Annotated in this window: 15 protein-coding genes; 9 read left to right on the top strand and 6 right to left on the bottom strand. The window is 66.6% G+C overall.

Translation table 11 applies throughout. The annotated features are described in order from the left end of the window. The first annotated feature begins 9 nt into the window (after positions 1-9). The 4 genes from CAL28_RS27350 to CAL28_RS27335 all read left to right on the top strand — a co-directional run bounded on the left by CAL28_RS27350 (position 10) and on the right by CAL28_RS27335 (position 5135). Positions 10-687 carry a response regulator gene (locus tag CAL28_RS27350; protein ID WP_094844136.1) on the top strand — a complete coding sequence of 226 codons (678 nt, stop codon included), beginning with the start codon at positions 10-12 and terminating at the stop codon, positions 685-687. After that, positions 684-2063 (top strand): Trk system potassium transporter TrkA, encoded by a 1380-nt coding sequence (gene trkA / locus CAL28_RS27345; protein WP_094844135.1) that lies wholly within the window; start codon positions 684-686, stop codon positions 2061-2063. The genes CAL28_RS27350 and trkA overlap by 4 nt, the downstream gene beginning before the upstream one ends. A 165-nt stretch (positions 2064-2228) precedes the next feature. Next, a complete protein-coding gene (locus tag CAL28_RS27340; protein WP_440588448.1) occupies positions 2229-3656 on the top strand; it encodes a TrkH family potassium uptake protein in 1428 nt (475 codons plus the stop codon). Positions 3657-3881: 225 nt separating this feature from the next. Beyond that, positions 3882-5135, top strand: coding sequence for a YbdK family carboxylate-amine ligase (locus tag CAL28_RS27335; protein ID WP_094844133.1), 1254 nt, complete (start codon positions 3882-3884; stop codon positions 5133-5135). 51 nt (positions 5136-5186) lie between these two features. Here the strand turns inward: CAL28_RS27335 and CAL28_RS27330 are convergent, their stop codons facing one another. Beyond that, entirely contained in the window at positions 5187-6134 is a 948-nt protein-coding gene (locus tag CAL28_RS27330) for a methyltransferase domain-containing protein (protein WP_254926249.1), read from the bottom strand. 391 nt (positions 6135-6525) lie between these two features. On the opposite strand from CAL28_RS27330, the gene CAL28_RS30115 reads away from it, so the two are divergent. From CAL28_RS30115 to CAL28_RS27315, 3 genes are all read left to right on the top strand, one after another. Further along, complete coding sequence (locus CAL28_RS30115) at positions 6526-7032, top strand: ComF family protein (protein WP_254926248.1); 507 nt, start codon at positions 6526-6528, stop codon at positions 7030-7032. Positions 7033-7060: 28 nt separating this feature from the next. Further along, positions 7061-7531 carry a tRNA (cytidine(34)-2'-O)-methyltransferase gene (locus CAL28_RS27320; protein WP_094844130.1) on the top strand — a complete coding sequence of 157 codons (471 nt, stop codon included), beginning with the start codon at positions 7061-7063 and terminating at the stop codon, positions 7529-7531. 188 nt (positions 7532-7719) lie between these two features. Continuing rightward, the gene (locus CAL28_RS27315) at positions 7720-10500 is read left to right on the top strand and encodes a hypothetical protein (protein WP_094844129.1); all 2781 of its coding nucleotides are present in this window, start codon (positions 7720-7722) and stop codon (positions 10498-10500) included. Between the two features lie 42 nt (positions 10501-10542). On the opposite strand, the gene CAL28_RS27310 is transcribed toward CAL28_RS27315, so the two are convergent. From CAL28_RS27310 to CAL28_RS27290, 5 genes are all read right to left on the bottom strand, one after another. After that, on the bottom strand, positions 10543-11514 hold the full coding sequence (locus CAL28_RS27310) for a Bug family tripartite tricarboxylate transporter substrate binding protein (RefSeq protein ID WP_254926336.1): 972 nt from the start codon (positions 11512-11514) through the stop codon (positions 10543-10545). Positions 11515-11597: 83 nt separating this feature from the next. After that, positions 11598-12704: an NAD(P)H-dependent glycerol-3-phosphate dehydrogenase gene (locus CAL28_RS27305; protein WP_094844127.1), complete on the bottom strand. Its 1107-nt coding sequence runs from the start codon at positions 12702-12704 to the stop codon at positions 11598-11600. Beyond that, positions 12688-13206: a protein-export chaperone SecB gene (gene secB / locus CAL28_RS27300; protein ID WP_094844126.1), complete on the bottom strand. Its 519-nt coding sequence runs from the start codon at positions 13204-13206 to the stop codon at positions 12688-12690. Before secB ends, CAL28_RS27305 begins: the two co-directional genes overlap by 17 nt. 90 nt (positions 13207-13296) lie before the next feature. Next, a complete protein-coding gene (gene grxC, locus CAL28_RS27295) occupies positions 13297-13551 on the bottom strand; it encodes a glutaredoxin 3 (RefSeq protein WP_094844125.1) in 255 nt (84 codons plus the stop codon). 57 nt (positions 13552-13608) lie between these two features. Next, positions 13609-14031: a rhodanese-like domain-containing protein gene (locus tag CAL28_RS27290; RefSeq protein WP_094844124.1), complete on the bottom strand. Its 423-nt coding sequence runs from the start codon at positions 14029-14031 to the stop codon at positions 13609-13611. 161 nt (positions 14032-14192) lie between these two features. Between CAL28_RS27290 and gpmA the strand changes: the two genes are divergently transcribed. Then, the gene (gene gpmA / locus CAL28_RS27285) at positions 14193-14945 is read left to right on the top strand and encodes a 2,3-diphosphoglycerate-dependent phosphoglycerate mutase (protein ID WP_094844123.1); all 753 of its coding nucleotides are present in this window, start codon (positions 14193-14195) and stop codon (positions 14943-14945) included. Positions 14946-14948: 3 nt separating this feature from the next. After that, on the top strand, positions 14949-16529 hold the full coding sequence (locus tag CAL28_RS27280) for a murein hydrolase activator EnvC family protein (RefSeq protein ID WP_094844122.1): 1581 nt from the start codon (positions 14949-14951) through the stop codon (positions 16527-16529). The last annotated feature ends 31 nt before the right edge of the window (positions 16530-16560 follow it).

Below are 16560 nucleotides of genomic sequence, written 5' to 3'. Positions count from 1 at the left end.
GACGGGTTTATGGCCAGAATTCTGGTGGTTGATGACGAAGTTGGCATTCGCGAGCTTCTGTCAGAAATCTTGTACGACGAAGGACACACGGTTGAACTGGCCGAGAACGCGGCTCAGGCCCGTGCCGCTCGTCTACGGTCGCGCCCCGATCTGGTTCTCCTGGACATCTGGATGCCCGATACCGACGGCGTGAGCCTGCTGAAGGAGTGGGGTTCCCAGGGCCTTCTGGACATGCCGGTCATCATGATGAGCGGCCATGCCACCATCGACACGGCCGTGGAGGCCACCCGTATCGGCGCCCTGGACTTCCTCGAAAAGCCCATTACGCTGCAGCGGTTGTTAAAAACTATTTCGGCGGCGCTCTCGCGCGGCCGTGCACCGCACCCGGCGCCCGCCGCGGCATCCCTGGCGGCGGTACCGCTGGAAGACGAGCTGGACGCACCGTCCCTGCCCGCCAATTCGGTGGAAGCCCCTCCCGGCTCCAATGGCCTGTTGGGCAGCATCTCCCTGGACCAGCCCTTGCGCGAGGCGCGCGACGCCTTCGAGCGCATCTACTTCGAATACCACCTGGTGCGCGAAAGCCATAGCATGACCCGGGTATCCGAAAAAACCGGTCTGGAACGCACTCACCTCTACCGCAAGCTCAAGCAATTGGGCATCGAGTCCGCGCGCAAGCGCAGTACATGAAGATCCTCATCGTCGGGGCGGGACGGGTAGGCACCAGCGTGGCCGAGAACCTCGTCTCGGAACACAACGACATCACGGTTATCGACATCGATGCGCGCAACCTGCAGGACCTGCAGGAGCGCTGCGACCTGCGCGGGTTGCAGGGCGACGGCGCACAGGTTTCCGTGCTGCGCGAAGCGGGCGCGGAGGACGCCGACCTCTTCATCGCCTGTGCCGCCTCCGATGCGGTCAATCTGGTGGCCTGCCGCCTCGCGCGCCAGGTATTCAACATTCCCCGACGCATCGCGCGCATACGGTCCTCCGATGTGGCGGAACATCCCGAGCTGCTGGGCGACGAGGGTTTCTGCATCGACGCGCTGATCAGTCCCGAGCGCAGCGTCACCATCTATCTGCAGAGCCTGATCGAGTTTCCCGAAGCGCTGCAGGTGGTCGAATTCGCCGGCGGCCGCGTCAGCGTGGTCACCGTGCGGGTGGGGCGAGGCAGCGCCATGGCCAACCGGTCATTGGATGCACTGCGCGAGCTCTGGCCCGATGTTTCCGCGCGTATCGTCGATATCGTGCGCGACGGCCGGCCCTTGCTGGCGGGCCGCGACACGGTCATCCTGCCCGGCGACGAGGTCGTGGTGGTGGCGGACACGCGCCACGCTCGGCGCGCCGTGCGGCAGCTGCGCACGGCGGAAAAAACGGCGCGGCGCATCATGATCGCCGGCGGCGGCAATATCGGGCTGCGCCTGGCCAGGGAACTGGCCGACGAAAACTACAGCGTGCGCATCATCGAGCACGGCGCGGCGCGCTGCCAGTACCTGGCGGAAAAGCTGCCATCCAACGTCCTGGTCCTGCATGGCAATGCCACCGACGAAGCCTTGCTGGAACGCGAGAATATCCAGGATATGGATACCTGGCTGGCGCTGACCAGCGACGACGAAGACAACATCATGTCGTCGCTGCTGGCCAAGCGACTGGGCGCGCGGCGCGTCATCGCTCTGATCAACCGGCAGGCCTACGGTGAATTGATGCAGGGCAGCCATATCGACGTCGCGGTATCGCCCTCGCACGCCACCATGAGCGAACTGCTGCGCCACGTGCGCCGCGGCGACGTGCTGGCCGTGCATCGCCTGCGGCAGGGCGTGATCGAGGCGCTGGAAGCCGTCGCGCGCGGCGACCGCAGCACCTCCCGCGTGGTCGGGCGCCAGGTCTGCCAGCTGCGCCTGCCGAAGGGCGCGGTCATCGGGGCGCTGGTTCGCGATGACGAAATCATCATGCCCGAGCCCGACACCGTCATCCAGCAGGACGACCATGTCATCGTCTTCGTGCCGGGCCGCAATCAGATGGCCCGCGTGGAAAAGCTGTTCCAGGTATCCGCATCGTTTTTCTGACCCACCCGGCCCCATGCCTACCATCCGTCTGATCGTTTCCCGGCGGCGCAAGGCGCCGGCGATGTCCGCGCGGCGCCCGCGCCATGTCCTCCGCGCGGCCGGGCCCATGACGGGAGGCCGCGGGTGACCAGGCTCGCCTCCGTATTCAATCTGCTGGGCCTGATCATGGCCTTGTTCTCGCTGGCCATGATCCTGCCTTTGGGGCTGGCGATCTATACCGGCGACGCGGCCCGGGAAGCCTTTCTCTATGCTGCCGTGGCATGTATCGCGGCTGGCGGACTGCTTTGGGCGCTGACCCGCCGCCGCCGCTCGGAACTCCGTCCGCGCGACGGTTTCCTGCTGGTGTCGATGGTGTGGACCGTCCTGCCGGCGCTGGCGGCCATTCCGCTGCTGCTCTATTTTCATCGTGCCGGCACCCCGCTGTCCTTCACGGACGGCTACTTCGAGGCGATGTCCGGCCTGACCACCACGGGGGCGACCGTGCTGACCGGCCTGGATCGCCTGCCGCCTTCCATCAATCTGTGGCGGGCGACGCTGGTCTGGCTGGGAGGCATGGGTATCCTGGTCCTGGCGGTGGCCATCCTGCCGCTGCTGGGCGTGGGCGGCCATCAGGTTTTCCGGGCCGAAACTCCAGGACCGATCAAGGACGAAAAGCTGACCCCGCGTATCGCCAGCACCGCCAAGGCGCTGTACGCGGTCTATTTCGGCTTCTCCCTGCTATGCCTGCTGGCTTACCGGCTGGCCGGCCTGTCGTGGTTCGAGGCCTGGTGCCATATGGCGACCACCATGGGCCTGGGTGGGTTCTCCACCTGGGACGATGGCTTCGCGCATTTCGATTCGCTACCCGTCGAGATCGTGGCGATTGTCTTCATGCTGATCGCCGGCATCAACTTCGCCACCCACTTCGGTGCCTGGCACACGCGCAGCCTGCGGCCCTACCTGACCTGCCCGCAAACCATTCCTTACCTGGTCGTTACGCTTGGCGCCGCGCTGGCGATCGCGGTTTTCCTGTATGTCGACGGCATCTACAACACGCCCGGCGAGGCGATGCGGTATGGGATATTCAACGCCGTGTCCGTGATCACCACCACCGGATACGCCAATGTGGATTACACCCAGTGGCCGCTGTTCGCCACCTTGCCGATGCTGCTGTTGTCCGGCGTGGCGACCTCCGCCGGTTCCACCGGCGGCGGCATCAAGATGATCCGCGCCATCCTGCTGGCCAAGCAGGGGCGCACGGAACTGGTCACCATGCTGCATCCGCATGCGGTCAGCCCTGTGCGGCTGCGGGGCAGGGTGGTGGATAACCGCGTCATGGCTTCCGTGCTGGCGTTCATGTTGATGTACGGCATGTCCATCGCCGTATTGACCATTCTGATGCTGGCTTCCGGGCTGGATCCCGTGGTGGCCTTCAGCGCCGTGGTGGCCAGCGTCAACAACACCGGCCCGGGGCTGGGCCCCATCGGCCCCATGGGAAGCTTCTCGGTCCTGACGGACTTCCAGACCTGGCTCTGCACCTTCGGCATGCTGATCGGGCGCCTGGAGCTGTTCACGGTGCTACTTCTTTTTACGCCAGCTTTCTGGCGGAGGTGAGAAATCCCCGGAGATACCCTAAGAGGTAAGTACTTGCTTACCCCGCAGGGCGGAGAAGCCCGCAAGTTACGCGCGGTTGCGTATTAATGTCACGATTTTCACCGCTTATGACGCCAACAGGCGGCTAAACTGCGGCTTCGCGTCTCACACCAGGCACCCCGGGAACCGCCGGGCTTCAAGACCGCCTGACGCAGCCCCCCGACATAAGATACATAGGAGCAGGAAATGGAACAGATTCCGTTCGTCCCTTCCGCCCCCAATACCCTGGGCATCGAACTCGAACTGCAACTGATCGACCCACGGACGTTTGACCTGACCGCTGCTTCGGACGAACTGCTGGCCCAAATGGCCGATCATCCCATTGCCGACCGGGTCAAGCCGGAAATCACCCGCTCGATGATCGAGCTGAACTCCTCCGTGCACGAGCATCCCATGGGCTTGCTCGCCGAAATGCGCGAAATGCGCACCGCCCTCTGCGAAGCGGCCGATGCCGTGGGTGTCTCCGTCGCCGGTGGCGGGGCCCATCCCTTTATGCGCTGGCAGGAACGCTCGATTTCCGACACGCCGCGCTTCCAGTACCTGGCCGAAATGTACGGCTACCTGGCGCGACAGTTCACCGTATTCGGCCAGCATATCCACCTGGGCGTCAAAGGCGGCGACCAGGCGATCGCGCTGACGCGCCAGCTCTCGGCCTACGTGCCCCACTTTATCGCCCTGTCGGCCTCGTCGCCTTACTATGAAGGCGTGGACACGCTGTTTTCCTGCTGCCGGCTCAATGCCGTCAACAGTTTCCCGCTGGCCGGCCATATGCCGCCGGAGGTCACGGACTGGTACCGCTTCGAGGCCCATCTGGCCCAGCTGCGCAACCTGGGCCTGGCCGAAAGCATCAAGGACTTGTACTGGGACATCCGTCCCAAGCCGGAATTCGGTACCGTGGAAATCCGCGTGTGCGATACGCCGCTGACGGTCGAGCGCGCCTGCCAGCTGGCGGCTTTCGCCCAGGCGCTCGCCGTCCTGCTGCAGCGCGAGCCGCAGCCGGAAGGCGGCCTGTGGCTGGCCTATCGCAGCAACCATTTCCAGGCCTGCCGTTTCGGCCTGCAGGGCAGCTACGTCACCGCCGAAGGGCACCGCCTGCGGCTGATCGATCATCTGCGCGCGTTGTTCGGCCGCCTGATTCCGGTGGCGGACGAGCTTGGCACCACCGATATGCTCACCGCGCTGCGTGACGACGCCTTGCGCGCCGGCAACGACGCGCGCTGGCTGCGGGCCCAGTTCCATCGCCTGCGCGACCTGCCTTCCGTGGTGGAATCCATGACGGGCGCCTTCCGCGGCGAGATCGGGCTGGTGGGAATGGCCGGGACGGACCCCACCGCCGTGGTGCGCAGGCGCGTCCGGGCAACGTCCGAGCCCCTGGGTGGCGTGGGGGTGCAGACGCTGGCGGAGCCTGAGCCGGGCACCGCGCCGCGGCGCCTGCATTGACCGGGCTTGCGCCCCTGCCGGCTCCGAGCCGGCTTTACCCGCCGGCCCGCGCTATTGGGCCGTCCGCTGCCTGCCGCCTATCGCGCTGAAGGACAAGTGCGTTTCGCCTGGCGCGGCGCGCCGGGCTGCGGCGCGCCAGGCGTGTCCGTAGGCGACTTCTATCGTCAGCGCGATGGTGCCGTCCGGGCGGCGCTGGGCCTCCAGCGCCGCGCATAAGCGGTCGCGCCAGGCCCGCGAGGCCAGCGAGGCCTTGCGCCCCGCGACGGGGTTGCCGCCCAGTGCCCGCACGTCCTCCAGCAGCCGCTCCGGCGTCCGGTAGGTCAGCGTCAGGGTTTCCTGGTCCATCACGGGATCCGCGAAGCCGTTCTCCACCAGCAGGTCGCCGAAATCGTGCATGTCGACAAAAGAGGGCGTCGCCGTGCGCAGGCCGGCGTCTGTCACCGCCTGGCGCAGTTCCCGAAGGGTGCCCGGGCCGAGGCAGGAGAACATGGCCAACCCATTCACTTTCAGGATGCGCCGCCATTCCGCCAGGGCGGCATGCGGGCGTGGATGCCAGTGCAGGGCAAGGTTGGACCACACCAGCTCCAGCGATTCCGGCGGCAGGCCGGTATCGGCGAGATCGCCCTTGACGAAACGCGGGGCCGGGGTTTTATCTGCGCCGCGAACCAGGTTGGCCGCCAGGCGGCCCAGTCCCAGCAGGCCCGCGCGGCCGCGTGGGCCATGGCGCTGGCGGGCGATGTCCAGCAGCGGAGCACAGGCGTCCAGCCCGATGTATCCGGCCTCGGGATAGCGTTCGCGCAGTAGTGCAAGGCTGGCGCCGGCGCCGCATCCCGCATCCAGCAACTGCACCGGCTGCACCCGGATGTACCGCAGGCGTTCCAGCATGCGTTGCCCGATTTCGCCATACAGGAACTGGGCGTCTTCCAGATCGCCGCGGCGGGCGAACTGGCGCGCCACGTGGGCGCTGACGATGGGCAGGTCGGGGAGGGAGTCGGACATTTCGGTCGCACCGGATCGAAAACGGCGGCGCGCATGTGGTGAGATACGCCTTCCATTATTGCGCATGGCCGGGCGCGGGGCCGCGATGGGCCCCCCCGCCATGCGGGATTTCATCGATGGAGACACCATGCGAGGCTGGCGCGCGGCGCGATGCCGGATGCTTTCCATGATCGGCACGGATTGCCCGATGTGCGGCGGACGGTCCGCCGGCGGTGCACCTTGTGCGCCATGCCTGCGCGATGTGGTGGCGACCATGCATCCGGACCAGCCGCGTTGTCCGCGGTGCGCCTTGCGGCTGCGTGCCGCGCAAACCCCCTGTCCCGACTGCGCGCGGCGACCCTGGCCTCTGGCGGGGGTGACGGCCGGATTCGATTACGAATCTCCGGGCGACATGCTGATCACGCACTACAAGGTGCAACGGCGCTATGCGTTGGCAGAGCCGCTGGCCGATCTGATCCTGCGCGCGCCCGCAATGCCCCGCGAGCGGGATGGCCAGCCCGGATTGCCGGCGGATACCGTGCTGGTCCCCATCCCGTCCGCCCGCGCTTCGCTGCGCCGGCGCGGCTTCAGCCCGGCGGCGGAGCTGGCGCGTGCCATCGCGCATCGCACCGGGCGGCCCGTACAATCGCGCTGGCTGGCGCGCGGTCGCGAAGGTCCCAAGCAAAGCACCCTGACGCGCCGGGCCCGGTTGCATCTCGCGCCCGATGCCTACGTCTGCCCGGCATCCATCCCTGCGTGTACCATCGCCCTTGTCGACGACGTCATGACGACCGGCAGTACCCTGCATGCCGCGGCCCTCGCCTTGCGCGCGGCGGGCGCCGTCAGCATCATCGGGCTGGTCGCCGCGCGCGCGCCGGCGGATGACGGCGGCGTGCTGGCACAATACCGTTTGCCCTAGCGTTGACAGGGCCCTGGCTTTTACCGATATGTTCCACGTCATTCTCGTCGAGCCCGAAATCCCGCCCAATACCGGCAATGCGATACGCCTGTGCGCCAACACGGGCGCCCAATTGCACCTGGTCGAACCCCTGGGCTTCGAACTGGACGACGCGCGCTTGCGCCGCGCGGGCCTGGATTATCACGAATGGCAGCCGGTGCGCGTGCACCCCACGCTTCCCGATGCGCTGGCGGCCATAGGCGCGCCGGCGGATCGCGTATTCGCCTTGACGACGCGCACCGAACACTCCCTGGCCGACACCGCGTTCCAGCCGGGCGATGTATTCGTGTTCGGGCGCGAAACCGCCGGGTTGTCGGATGAACAACTGGCATTGTTCAAGCCCGCGCGGCGGCTGCGTCTTCCCATGCGTCCGGGGCAGCGCAGCCTGAACCTGTCCAATGCCGTGGCTGTCGTGGTCTTCGAGGCCTGGCGCCAGGCCGGCTACGTCGGCGGCGTCTAGCGTCCAAGGCCCGCGGCGCCATCGCGCCATGCAATGAACGATGTCGGTTTCCGTACTTGCGCGGACATCGTCAGAGGCTTGCGTCTCATTTTGCGAACGCGTCGATCCGGCGCGCGCTTGCGCGGAACCGCCTATCTGCGCCATGCACCCATAGCATGACTATTCGTGTCGCAGCAGAAGGATCGCATATGCTTCATCTCGTCTCCTCCCATTCCAACGCCGCCGGCGGCTCCGCGGGCTCGCTTCCATCGGACAGCATCGCGCAGCAAGCGCCATCCCATTCCGACGATAGTGCCGCCGCCACGCTCATCGAGGGCAAAGCGGACACGAAGCATCATCGCCTGTACCGCTACGCACGCAAGACCACCCGTGCCGTCACCGATGTCTGCGTCGTCGCTGCCACCGCGACGGAAGGACGGTTGCGCAAAAAGCTCAACAAGACGCTGGTCAAGGTGGAAAACCTCTGCATCGACACGGGCTTGCGCGCGCTCCAGACCGTGCAGCCCGCGTTGAAAGGCGTGCCGGCGCTGAAAGCCGCCGCGCCTATCGTCGATCCGACCTCCGTCCAGGCGCGCCAGCGCATCGATGCCGCGATCGCCGACCTGCGGTCCCATAAAAAATCCTTGAAGAAAGAGCAGCCCAGGTTCAAGGCCGCGCTCAAAAAGGTTGGCCGCCTGAAAGCCGCGGCCATCAAGCGGCGGATGGACGCGCGTTCGCACCTGGAAAAGGATTGCGCCTATCTGTGCAAGTCGCTGCCGGCGCTGGCGCAGGGACAGGCACGCAAGGATGGCGGCCAGGGTCCCGGCGTATTGCAGGCCGCGATGCAAAAGGGTAGGGAAGCGATGGGTTTTGCGTCCGGCCCGACTGCCGACGACGCTGCGAAAACTGTAGACCGGCTGTGGGAATACGGCTACGACGAAGCGCGCGCGGACGGCATCGACCGTGCGCTGGATCACCTGTACCGCGACATCGATCCGGGCAGCCGCCTGAAAGACGCGATCGGCGCATGCAGGGATCTGCAGGAACGCGGCCGGGCGCTGCGCTTGCAGTTCCGTCCGGACCTCACATCCTGGCAGGAAGCGGTGCGCGCCTTCGAGGATGGCCATGTCGAGTCCTGGCGCGCCACGCTGGAAGAAAAGAAATTGCTGGATGGCCTGCCGAATCCGGGCCGGCAAAGCTGGATCGCCGATTTGTCCGATGCGCTCAAGCTGCACGAGCCGGCGCCCGCCGAGGTCAAGCGGTTCGTCCAGAACCATGTCGCGCGCTCGTTGCGCGAATTGTCGGACAGCGCGTTCGACGATGTCTGCCGGACGGTGGCGCCCGGCGGATACATGGGAACGCTCCTGGTGCATACGGACCGCGCCAAGTCGGCCGATGTCCTGGATGCCTGGCGCCAGGCGGCGCAGGACGAACGGGTACGTCGATACGAAACCGAACCCCTGCATGCCTTCGCGGCACTGACCGAGCTGATCGAATCGAACGCCGTCCAGGGCATGAGCGACAGCGGCCAACATGCCAATGAAGTGCCCCTGCCGGATCAACCGGAAATCTACACCCAGGCGCGCGATGCCATGCACCGCCTGCTGCGCGGCATGTGCCTGGCGACACACGGCAAGGAAGGTCGCGCGGAATATCTGTCCACCCTGGTCTTCGAGCGCGCAGCGCCGGAAGACCGCGAAGCACTGCTGCGAAATACCACCTGGCGGCAACCCGATGCGATCCAGGGCAAGGAGCCTCCCGTATTCCAGGCGTTGATGGATCGTGTGCTGCGCATCACCCACAATGCGGAACTCATGGGGCCTCAATACAGGCGGCTGCTGCAGGAAATGCGGGTGGTGCTGGAACGCAATGTGCTGGCGGCGGCCGACACCCGCACGTACTCCGGCTGGCGCCAGCCATCGGACTACGACAATCTGCAGGGCGCGCTGCCGGAGCGCGCGCGCAGCGGATTGCGCGTGGCCTGGGACACCATCCGTTTCTGGAGCGGCTATTTCGTCTTCGGCAGCAGCGCCGAAATGGAAGCGAAGCGTTTCGCCTACCACCAGTCCCATGTGGACAAGGAATTGCGTGGCCTGGTCAAGCTGCTGTCGCGCGATTCCGTCGAGCCGCGCGAATTGCGGCGTGCCTATCGTGATTTCCTCGACGTGGCCGACGACTTGCGTGCCGAATTCGACGCCCGGCAATTCCGGGATACGGCTTGCGACGAGTATCTGCGGCTGGAGTTCTCGCAGGCAGTCAGCCGGCTTGGGCCGAAAGGCATCAAGAACCTCTACCAATGCCTGCAACAGCCGTGCCCCGACACAAGAAGCGCGCCTCCCCGCTTTCCCGCGCTCGCCGGCCTGCAAGCCTGGTGGCGCAACAAGTTCGTGGACGAGCATCGCGCGACGCCGCGCGATTCCGTGCAATGGCAGCGTACGGCCAGCCGCTGCTGGACCGAACTGCGTATCGCGGTAGAGCAGGAACCCGAGGCGCGCAGCTATGCCTTCCACCTGGAAAGGCTGGCCAGCAAATTCAGCCGCGACAGCCGCAAGGACTACGAAGGCATGAAGATCGCCCTGGACGGCATTATCCAGAGCGACGGCAACACCTGGTCGGCACCGGGCGCCGGCGCCTTCACGGCCTATGATGCGGCGTGGTCGCGTATCAGGCCGGAATGGAGGCAGAACCTGTTGAATCGCCTTGCCCGCTACGAAGCGCGCATGGACGACTTTCTGAAGGCGGATGCCGTGATCGGCTCGATCGCCGAGGAAAACCGCTTCATGTACCGCTACTTTCTGGAAGGACTCCTGGCATCGGGCAGGACGTTTGTCCAGCGTAATCCCATGAACCGCTATGCGGATCTGGGCGATGCCCACGCGATGACGGCAAGCGAACCGGCCCCGGGGGCGCCGGCCGCGGACAACCCGGCATCGACCTCGGCGGACGCGTCGGCGACCGCACTTGCCGCCGCATCCGCAAGCGCGGTCTGACCGGCAGCATGATCGCCCTGGGGGCCGGCGCCCCCAGGGCGATTATTCCAGCGACAGATTCAGCTTCTCGATCACCGCGTCCCAGCGCGCTTTTTCATCGCGCATGCGCGTGGTCAACTGTTCGGGCGACGATGGCGCCGGCGTGAAGTACTGCACCGCCATCTGTTCGCGGACCTTCTCGCTGCTGATGATACGGGCAAGTTCGCTATTGAGTCGTTCCACGATCCCACTGGGCGTCCCCGCCGGGACCAGGATGGCATCCCACGAGATCGCCTCGAAGCCCGGATAGCCCTGTTCGGCCATGGTGGGCACGTCGGGCAGCGTGTCTGCCCGCTCCAGGCTGGTGACCGCCAGTACCGTCGCCTTGCCATTGCGTGCTTGCGGCATGGCAATCGCCGGGACCATGAACGACGCCTGGATGTCGCCCGAAATGATGGCGCTGATCACCTGCGGAAAGCCGGGGTAGGGGATATGGGCGATGTCCAGTCCGGCCTGGCCCTTGAACATCTCCATGGCCAGCTGCGAGGCGCTGCCCGGCCCGACGGAGCCATAATTCAGCGCGCCAGGCTTGTCCTTGGCCAGTTTCACGAATTGGTCCACGGTCTTGATATTCAGGCTGCTGGGCACTACCAGCACGTTGGGGCTGGTCGCCACCAGCGTGACGGGCGCCAGGTCCGTGAACGGATCGTAGCCCAGCGTCTTGCGATACAGCGTGGGCGCGGTGGTCAGCGGCCCATTGATCGTGAACAGCATCGTATAGCCGTCCGGCTTGGCCTCGGCGGCGACGCGCGTGCCGATGTTGCCGCCGGCGCCCGGCTTGTTCTGCACGATGATGGGTTTGCCCAAGGCCTGGGATAGCGGCTCCGATACGATGCGGGCCAGCAGGTCCGGCGACGACCCGGCGGGGAAGGGCACGATCAGGTCTATGGGACGCTCCGGCCATTCCGCATGCGCCGGCGCGCCCATCGTCAGGGCGGCGGCAAGGGAGGCCAGTGCCAGCCACAACCGGGGCATGCGCGCACCGCGGCGGCTGGGGACGTACTGGAACATCGATTTCTCCTTAGGCTGATTGCGTCGGTCGCGCCGGGCGACCACTTTTAATCCGGTACGCGCAAGTCGCCGCTTTCCGGGCGGGCGTCGCGCGCCAGCAGGGTGGAGACGGCCGTCATGGGCGACACGCCGTCGAACAGGACCGCGCAGACGGCGGCGGTAATGGGTATATCGACACCGAGGGCACGAGCGCGGGCCAGGGCCGAGCGGGCCGCGCGCACGCCTTCCGCCGTCATGCCGCCGGCCAGGATATCGGCCAGTTTGCGGCCGGCGCCGATTTCCAGGCCCACGCGGCGATTGCGGGATAGCTCGCCGGTGGCGCTGAGCACCAGGTCGCCCAGGCCGGTCAGGCCGGAGAACGTATCCGCACGCGCGCCCAGCGCCACGCCCAGCCGTGTCATTTCGGCGAGGCCGCGGGTGATCAGCGCCGCGCGGGCATTGGTCCCCAGCATCAGGCCGTCAGACACGCCGCAGGCGATGGAAATGATGTTCTTCATCGCGCCGCCCACCTCCACGCCGACGATGTCCGAGCCGGCGTAGACACGCACGGCGCCGCCATGCAGGGCGGCCGTGGTGGCCGCGCACAGGGCGGCATCGCTGCTGGCAACCGTCAGGCCCACCGGCAGGCCCTGGGCGACCTCGCGCGCAAAGCTGGGGCCGGATAGCACACCGGTGCTGACGCCGGGGAGTCGGCCCAGGGATGACCGCGCCACTTCATGCGGCAGCCGTCCCTGTTCTTCGTCGAAGCCCTTGCAGGTCCAGACCACATGCCAGCCGTCGCAGCCCAGCGCGGGCAGGCGCGCGGCCAGCTCCTGGCACATTGCCTCCAGGCCGGCGACCGGCACCCCCAGGATGAGCAGCGGCACGCCACCGTCGGCGGCCGCCCAGGCCAGCGCCTGGCCCAGATCGCTGACGACGTCCAGCGTGGAAGGCAAAGAAACGCCCGGAAGATACCGGGCGTTTTCATGGGTAGCGTTAATGGCCGCGGCTTGCGCCGCCTGGCGCGCCCACAGCAGGGTGGGGCGGCGGCGCGCGGCCACCGCCGCCAGCGCCGTGCCCCAGCTGCCGGCGCCCAGCACCGCCACCCGGGGAGGCGCCGGCCGGCTGGCGGCCGGGCGCGGCGTTTCGCGCTCTTCGTTATTGGCGGGTGACATTGGGCGGCAGGATGATGCCGGAATCATTGCCGGACTGCTGCGATTGCTGCTGCTGCAGTTCGGCGATGCGTTGTTCGTACAGGGCCTGGAAGTTCACTTCCGCCAGGTGCAGCGCGGGCAGCGAGGTACGCGTGATGGCGTCGGCCACGTTGGCGCGCAGGTACGGATACACCATGGTGGGGCAGACGATGCCCAGCAGAGGATCCAGCTGTTCGGCCGGGATGTTGGCCAATTCGAAGATACCGGCTTGCGTGCCTTCCACCAGATAGAGCACTTTGTCGCTGACGCGCGTCGTCACGGTGACGGTAACGCTGGATTCGAACAGGGTCTCGGTAAGCCGTTGGCCGCCGACGTTGATGCTGACCTCCACCTGCGGCGTTTCCTGTTCCAGGAACACGTGCGGCGCATTGGGCATCTCCAGCGACAGGTCCTTCAGGTAGACGCGCTGCAGATTGAACGACGGAGCGTCGTCGCCCGGTTGCTGGTTGTTTTGATCGGCCATGAGAATTCCGGAAAGATAGGTAAAGCCCGGTCAGGCACGGGGGCCTGAGGCAGGCAGGGGGCGCCGCCCGCGGGGAGCGGCGCGAAAAAGTCAGCCCAGCAGGGGAACGAGCTTGTCCGCGCGATCCAGCGCGGCCAGGTCATCGTAGCCGCCGACATGCGTTTCCCCAATATAGATCTGGGGCACGGTGCGGCGGCCGGTACGCTGGATCATCGCATCGCGTTGCGACGGGTCCGTGTCGATGCGGATCTTTTCGATTTCGGCGACGCCACGCTGCTTGAGCAGGGCTTCGGCGCGGATGCAGTATGGACAGACGCCAGTGCTGTACATCAGGACTTTTTTCATCGTGGGCAGCTCTCTACGTTGAAAAGGGGCGGAAAGAAAGCGCGCGGGCGGGCGCGCTCAGGCCTTCTGCGTAACGGGCAAGCCCGCCTGGCTCCAGGCCTTCATGCCACCCTGCAGGGCGACGACTTCGGCGAAACCCTGGGCCTTCAGCCGGCTCACGGCACGGCTGGAGTCGCGACCCTGCTCGCAGACCACGACCAAAGGCTTGTTTTTCGGCAAGCCCGCGGCTTTCTTTTCCAGATCGGTGACTGGCACGCTCCGTGCCTGGGCGATATGCCCGGCCTGGTATTGTTCGGCGGGCCGCACGTCCACCCAGACGGCTTGCCGCTGGTTGACCATCTGGATGGCTTCCGCCGTGCCGATGGCTGAGCCGCCGCCGCTCTTGCGCAGGGCCGGAATGGCCAGCATGATGCCGGATACGACCGCTGCGGCGACGATAAAGATATTGTTCTGGCTTAGCAGAAAATGCAGAAAATCCACGGAACGTCCTGAAATATGACCGTTAATGGGCGGACCAACCGCCCATCGGGAGCCGCCGGTCCGGGCGTTCGCACGCGAGGGTCCGGAAGGGGCATAACCTTCCCAATTATAAAATGATGCCATCCCGGCATCTTTCAACTCTGTTTCAAGCGACCTGCACTATGCACAAACTCGTTCTGATGCGTCACGGCGAAAGCCAATGGAACCTGGAAAACCGCTTCACCGGCTGGACCGATGTCGACCTGACCGACACCGGCCGGGAACAGGCCCGCGCCGCCGGCCTGTTGCTCAAGCGCGAGGGCTATACCTTCGACCTGGCCTACACGTCCGTCCTCAAGCGCGCCATCCGCACGCTGTGGATCGCCCTGGATGCCATGGACGCGATGTACACCCCCGTCGGCAACAGCTGGCGCCTGAACGAGCGCCATTATGGCGCCTTGCAAGGCTTGAACAAGGCCGAGACCGCCGCCAAGTTCGGCGACGAGCAGGTGCTGATCTGGCGCCGCGCCTATGCCATCGCGCCGGACCCCATCCCCCTGGACGACCCCCGCCATCCGCGTTTCGACAGCCGCTACGCCCGCATCCCGGCGGACCAGCTGCCCGCCACGGAATGCCTGAAGGACACGGTCGCGCGCGTCCTGCCCTTCTGGAACGAATCCATCGCCCCGGCCATCCGCGCCGGCCGCCGGGTATTGATCTCGGCACATGGCAACAGCCTGCGCGCCCTGATCAAGCACCTGGACGGCATTTCGGACGACGATATCGTCGGACTGAACATCCCCACCGGCCAGCCGCTCGTCTACGAACTGGATGACGAACTGCGCCCCCTGCGCCACTATTACCTGGGCGATCCCGCCGAGATCGAAGCCGCCATGGCGGCTGTCGCCGCGCAAGGCAAGGCGAAAAAGGCCTGATCGATGCGGCTTGCTGCAAGGGGGTGGAAGGCCGCCGCGCTGACGCTGGCGCTGGCCGCCGGTAGCGTATGCGCGGCGCCGGCGGATCTCGCCGAAAAGCAGACGGAGGCGCAGCGCCAGCAATCGGCGCTGCGCGAGCGCATCCAGTCCCTGCAGAAGACCATCGACGAACGCGAGTCGGCGCGCAAGGAAGCCGCGGACGCCCTGCGCCAGTCCGAAACGGCGATCTCGCAAATCAACCGCAGGCTGGCCGAACTGGGCATCCAGAGCAAGCAGGCGGAAGCCGATCTGGCCGGCCTGGAGCGCCAGATGACGGCGCAGCAGGCCATCCTTGCCCAGCGCCGCGAAGAACTGGCCAAACAGCTGCGGGCCCAGTACACCAGTGGCCTATCGCCCTGGACCGCCCTGCTTTCCGGCGACGATCCGCAGCAGTTGGGCCGCAATCTGGCCTACCTCGGATACGTCTCCCAGGCCCGCGCCGAGGCCGTCCAGGCCTTGCGCCGCGACCTGGACGAGCTGGCCCGCCTGCAAGGCCAGGCCGATGCGCGGCGCCAGGAAATCGCCCAGGTCGTCAAGGAAACCGCCGACCAGAAGACCCAACTGGTCGCACAGCAGAAAGAGCGCGCCAGCGTACTGGCCCGCCTCGAAGGGCAGATCACCGCGCAGCGAGAGGAAGCGGTCAAGCTCGGGCGCGACGATCAGCGCATGACGCGGCTGATCGACGATCTGCAAACGGCAATCGAGAAACAGGCCGAAGAGGCGCGCAAGGCGGAAGAAGCCCGCCGCAAGGCCGAGGAGGCCCGCCGGCAGGCCGCGGCGGAGGCCGCCCGCAAGGCCGAGGAAGCGCGCCGGCAGGCCGTGGAGGATGCCCGCCGCAAGGCGGAAGAGGCCCGCAAGCGCGCCGATGACGCGCGCAAGGCGGCCGAGGCCGCACGCCGCGCGCAGGAAGCGCGTGATGCCACCCAAGCCCGCGAACAGGTCGAAGCCGCGGCCCGGCGCGATGCCGAGGCGGCAGCCGCGGCAGATAAGCAGGCCGCGGCCGCGGCCAAGCAGGCGGATGATGCGGAAGCCGCCGCGCGGCGCGCGGCGCAAGCCAGCCTGCCGGTCGCCCGCGGCAACATCGAAGGCTTAAAACCGGCTGAATCCTCAAGCGCGTCGCAGGCGCCCACCGCGCGCCCGCAACCGTCCGCCGGACGTGGCCTGCGGCAGGGCCTGCCGATGCCGGTGCAAGGGGCCACCATCCAGGGCCGCTTCGGCCTGGGACGCCCGGACGGCGGCGTCTGGCGGGGCATCGTCCTGCGCGTGCCGGAAGGCACGCCGGTGCATGCGGTGGCGCCCGGTACCGTGGTTTATGCCAATTGGCTTAGAGGCTTCGGCAACCTCATCATCGTGGACCACGGACAGCAATATATGACCGTATATGGCTATAACCAGTCGCTGCTGAAGCAGGTCGGCGATCACGTCGCCGCGGGGGACACTATCGCCTTGGCCGGCGCGACAGGCGGGCAGGTGGAATCGGGCCTATACTTTGAAATTCGTCATGGTGGCGCGCCGGTGGATCCAGCCCAGTGGTTGGCCCAGTAGAAGCGTTTGGCTAAACCAATTCAGGAAGTGT

The organism is Bordetella genomosp. 11, from assembly GCF_002261215.1.
GTDB lineage: Bacteria > Pseudomonadota > Gammaproteobacteria > Burkholderiales > Burkholderiaceae_B > Bordetella_C.
The sequence above is the reverse complement of the archived record's forward strand: the minus strand, read 5'-3'. Positions and strand labels throughout refer to the sequence as shown.

What these genes read in the sequence shown, in the direction of transcription:
- CAL28_RS27350 (WP_094844136.1), top strand. Translation starts at nt 10, where the DNA reads ATGGCCAGAATTCTGGTGGTTGATGACGAAGTTGGCATTCGCGAGCTT.
- trkA (WP_094844135.1), top strand. Translation starts at nt 684, where the DNA reads ATGAAGATCCTCATCGTCGGGGCGGGACGGGTAGGCACCAGCGTGGCC.
- CAL28_RS27340 (WP_440588448.1), top strand. Translation starts at nt 2,229, where the DNA reads ATGGCCTTGTTCTCGCTGGCCATGATCCTGCCTTTGGGGCTGGCGATC.
- CAL28_RS27335 (WP_094844133.1), top strand. Translation starts at nt 3,882, where the DNA reads ATGGAACAGATTCCGTTCGTCCCTTCCGCCCCCAATACCCTGGGCATC.
- CAL28_RS27330 (WP_254926249.1), bottom strand. Translation starts at nt 6,134, where the DNA reads ATGTCCGACTCCCTCCCCGACCTGCCCATCGTCAGCGCCCACGTGGCG.
- CAL28_RS30115 (WP_254926248.1), top strand. Translation starts at nt 6,526, where the DNA reads ATGCTGATCACGCACTACAAGGTGCAACGGCGCTATGCGTTGGCAGAG.
- CAL28_RS27320 (WP_094844130.1), top strand. Translation starts at nt 7,061, where the DNA reads ATGTTCCACGTCATTCTCGTCGAGCCCGAAATCCCGCCCAATACCGGC.
- CAL28_RS27315 (WP_094844129.1), top strand. Translation starts at nt 7,720, where the DNA reads ATGCTTCATCTCGTCTCCTCCCATTCCAACGCCGCCGGCGGCTCCGCG.
- CAL28_RS27310 (WP_254926336.1), bottom strand. Translation starts at nt 11,514, where the DNA reads ATGCCCCGGTTGTGGCTGGCACTGGCCTCCCTTGCCGCCGCCCTGACG.
- CAL28_RS27305 (WP_094844127.1), bottom strand. Translation starts at nt 12,704, where the DNA reads ATGTCACCCGCCAATAACGAAGAGCGCGAAACGCCGCGCCCGGCCGCC.
- secB (WP_094844126.1), bottom strand. Translation starts at nt 13,206, where the DNA reads ATGGCCGATCAAAACAACCAGCAACCGGGCGACGACGCTCCGTCGTTC.
- grxC (WP_094844125.1), bottom strand. Translation starts at nt 13,551, where the DNA reads ATGAAAAAAGTCCTGATGTACAGCACTGGCGTCTGTCCATACTGCATC.
- gpmA (WP_094844123.1), top strand. Translation starts at nt 14,193, where the DNA reads ATGCACAAACTCGTTCTGATGCGTCACGGCGAAAGCCAATGGAACCTG.
- CAL28_RS27280 (WP_094844122.1), top strand. Translation starts at nt 14,949, where the DNA reads ATGCGGCTTGCTGCAAGGGGGTGGAAGGCCGCCGCGCTGACGCTGGCG.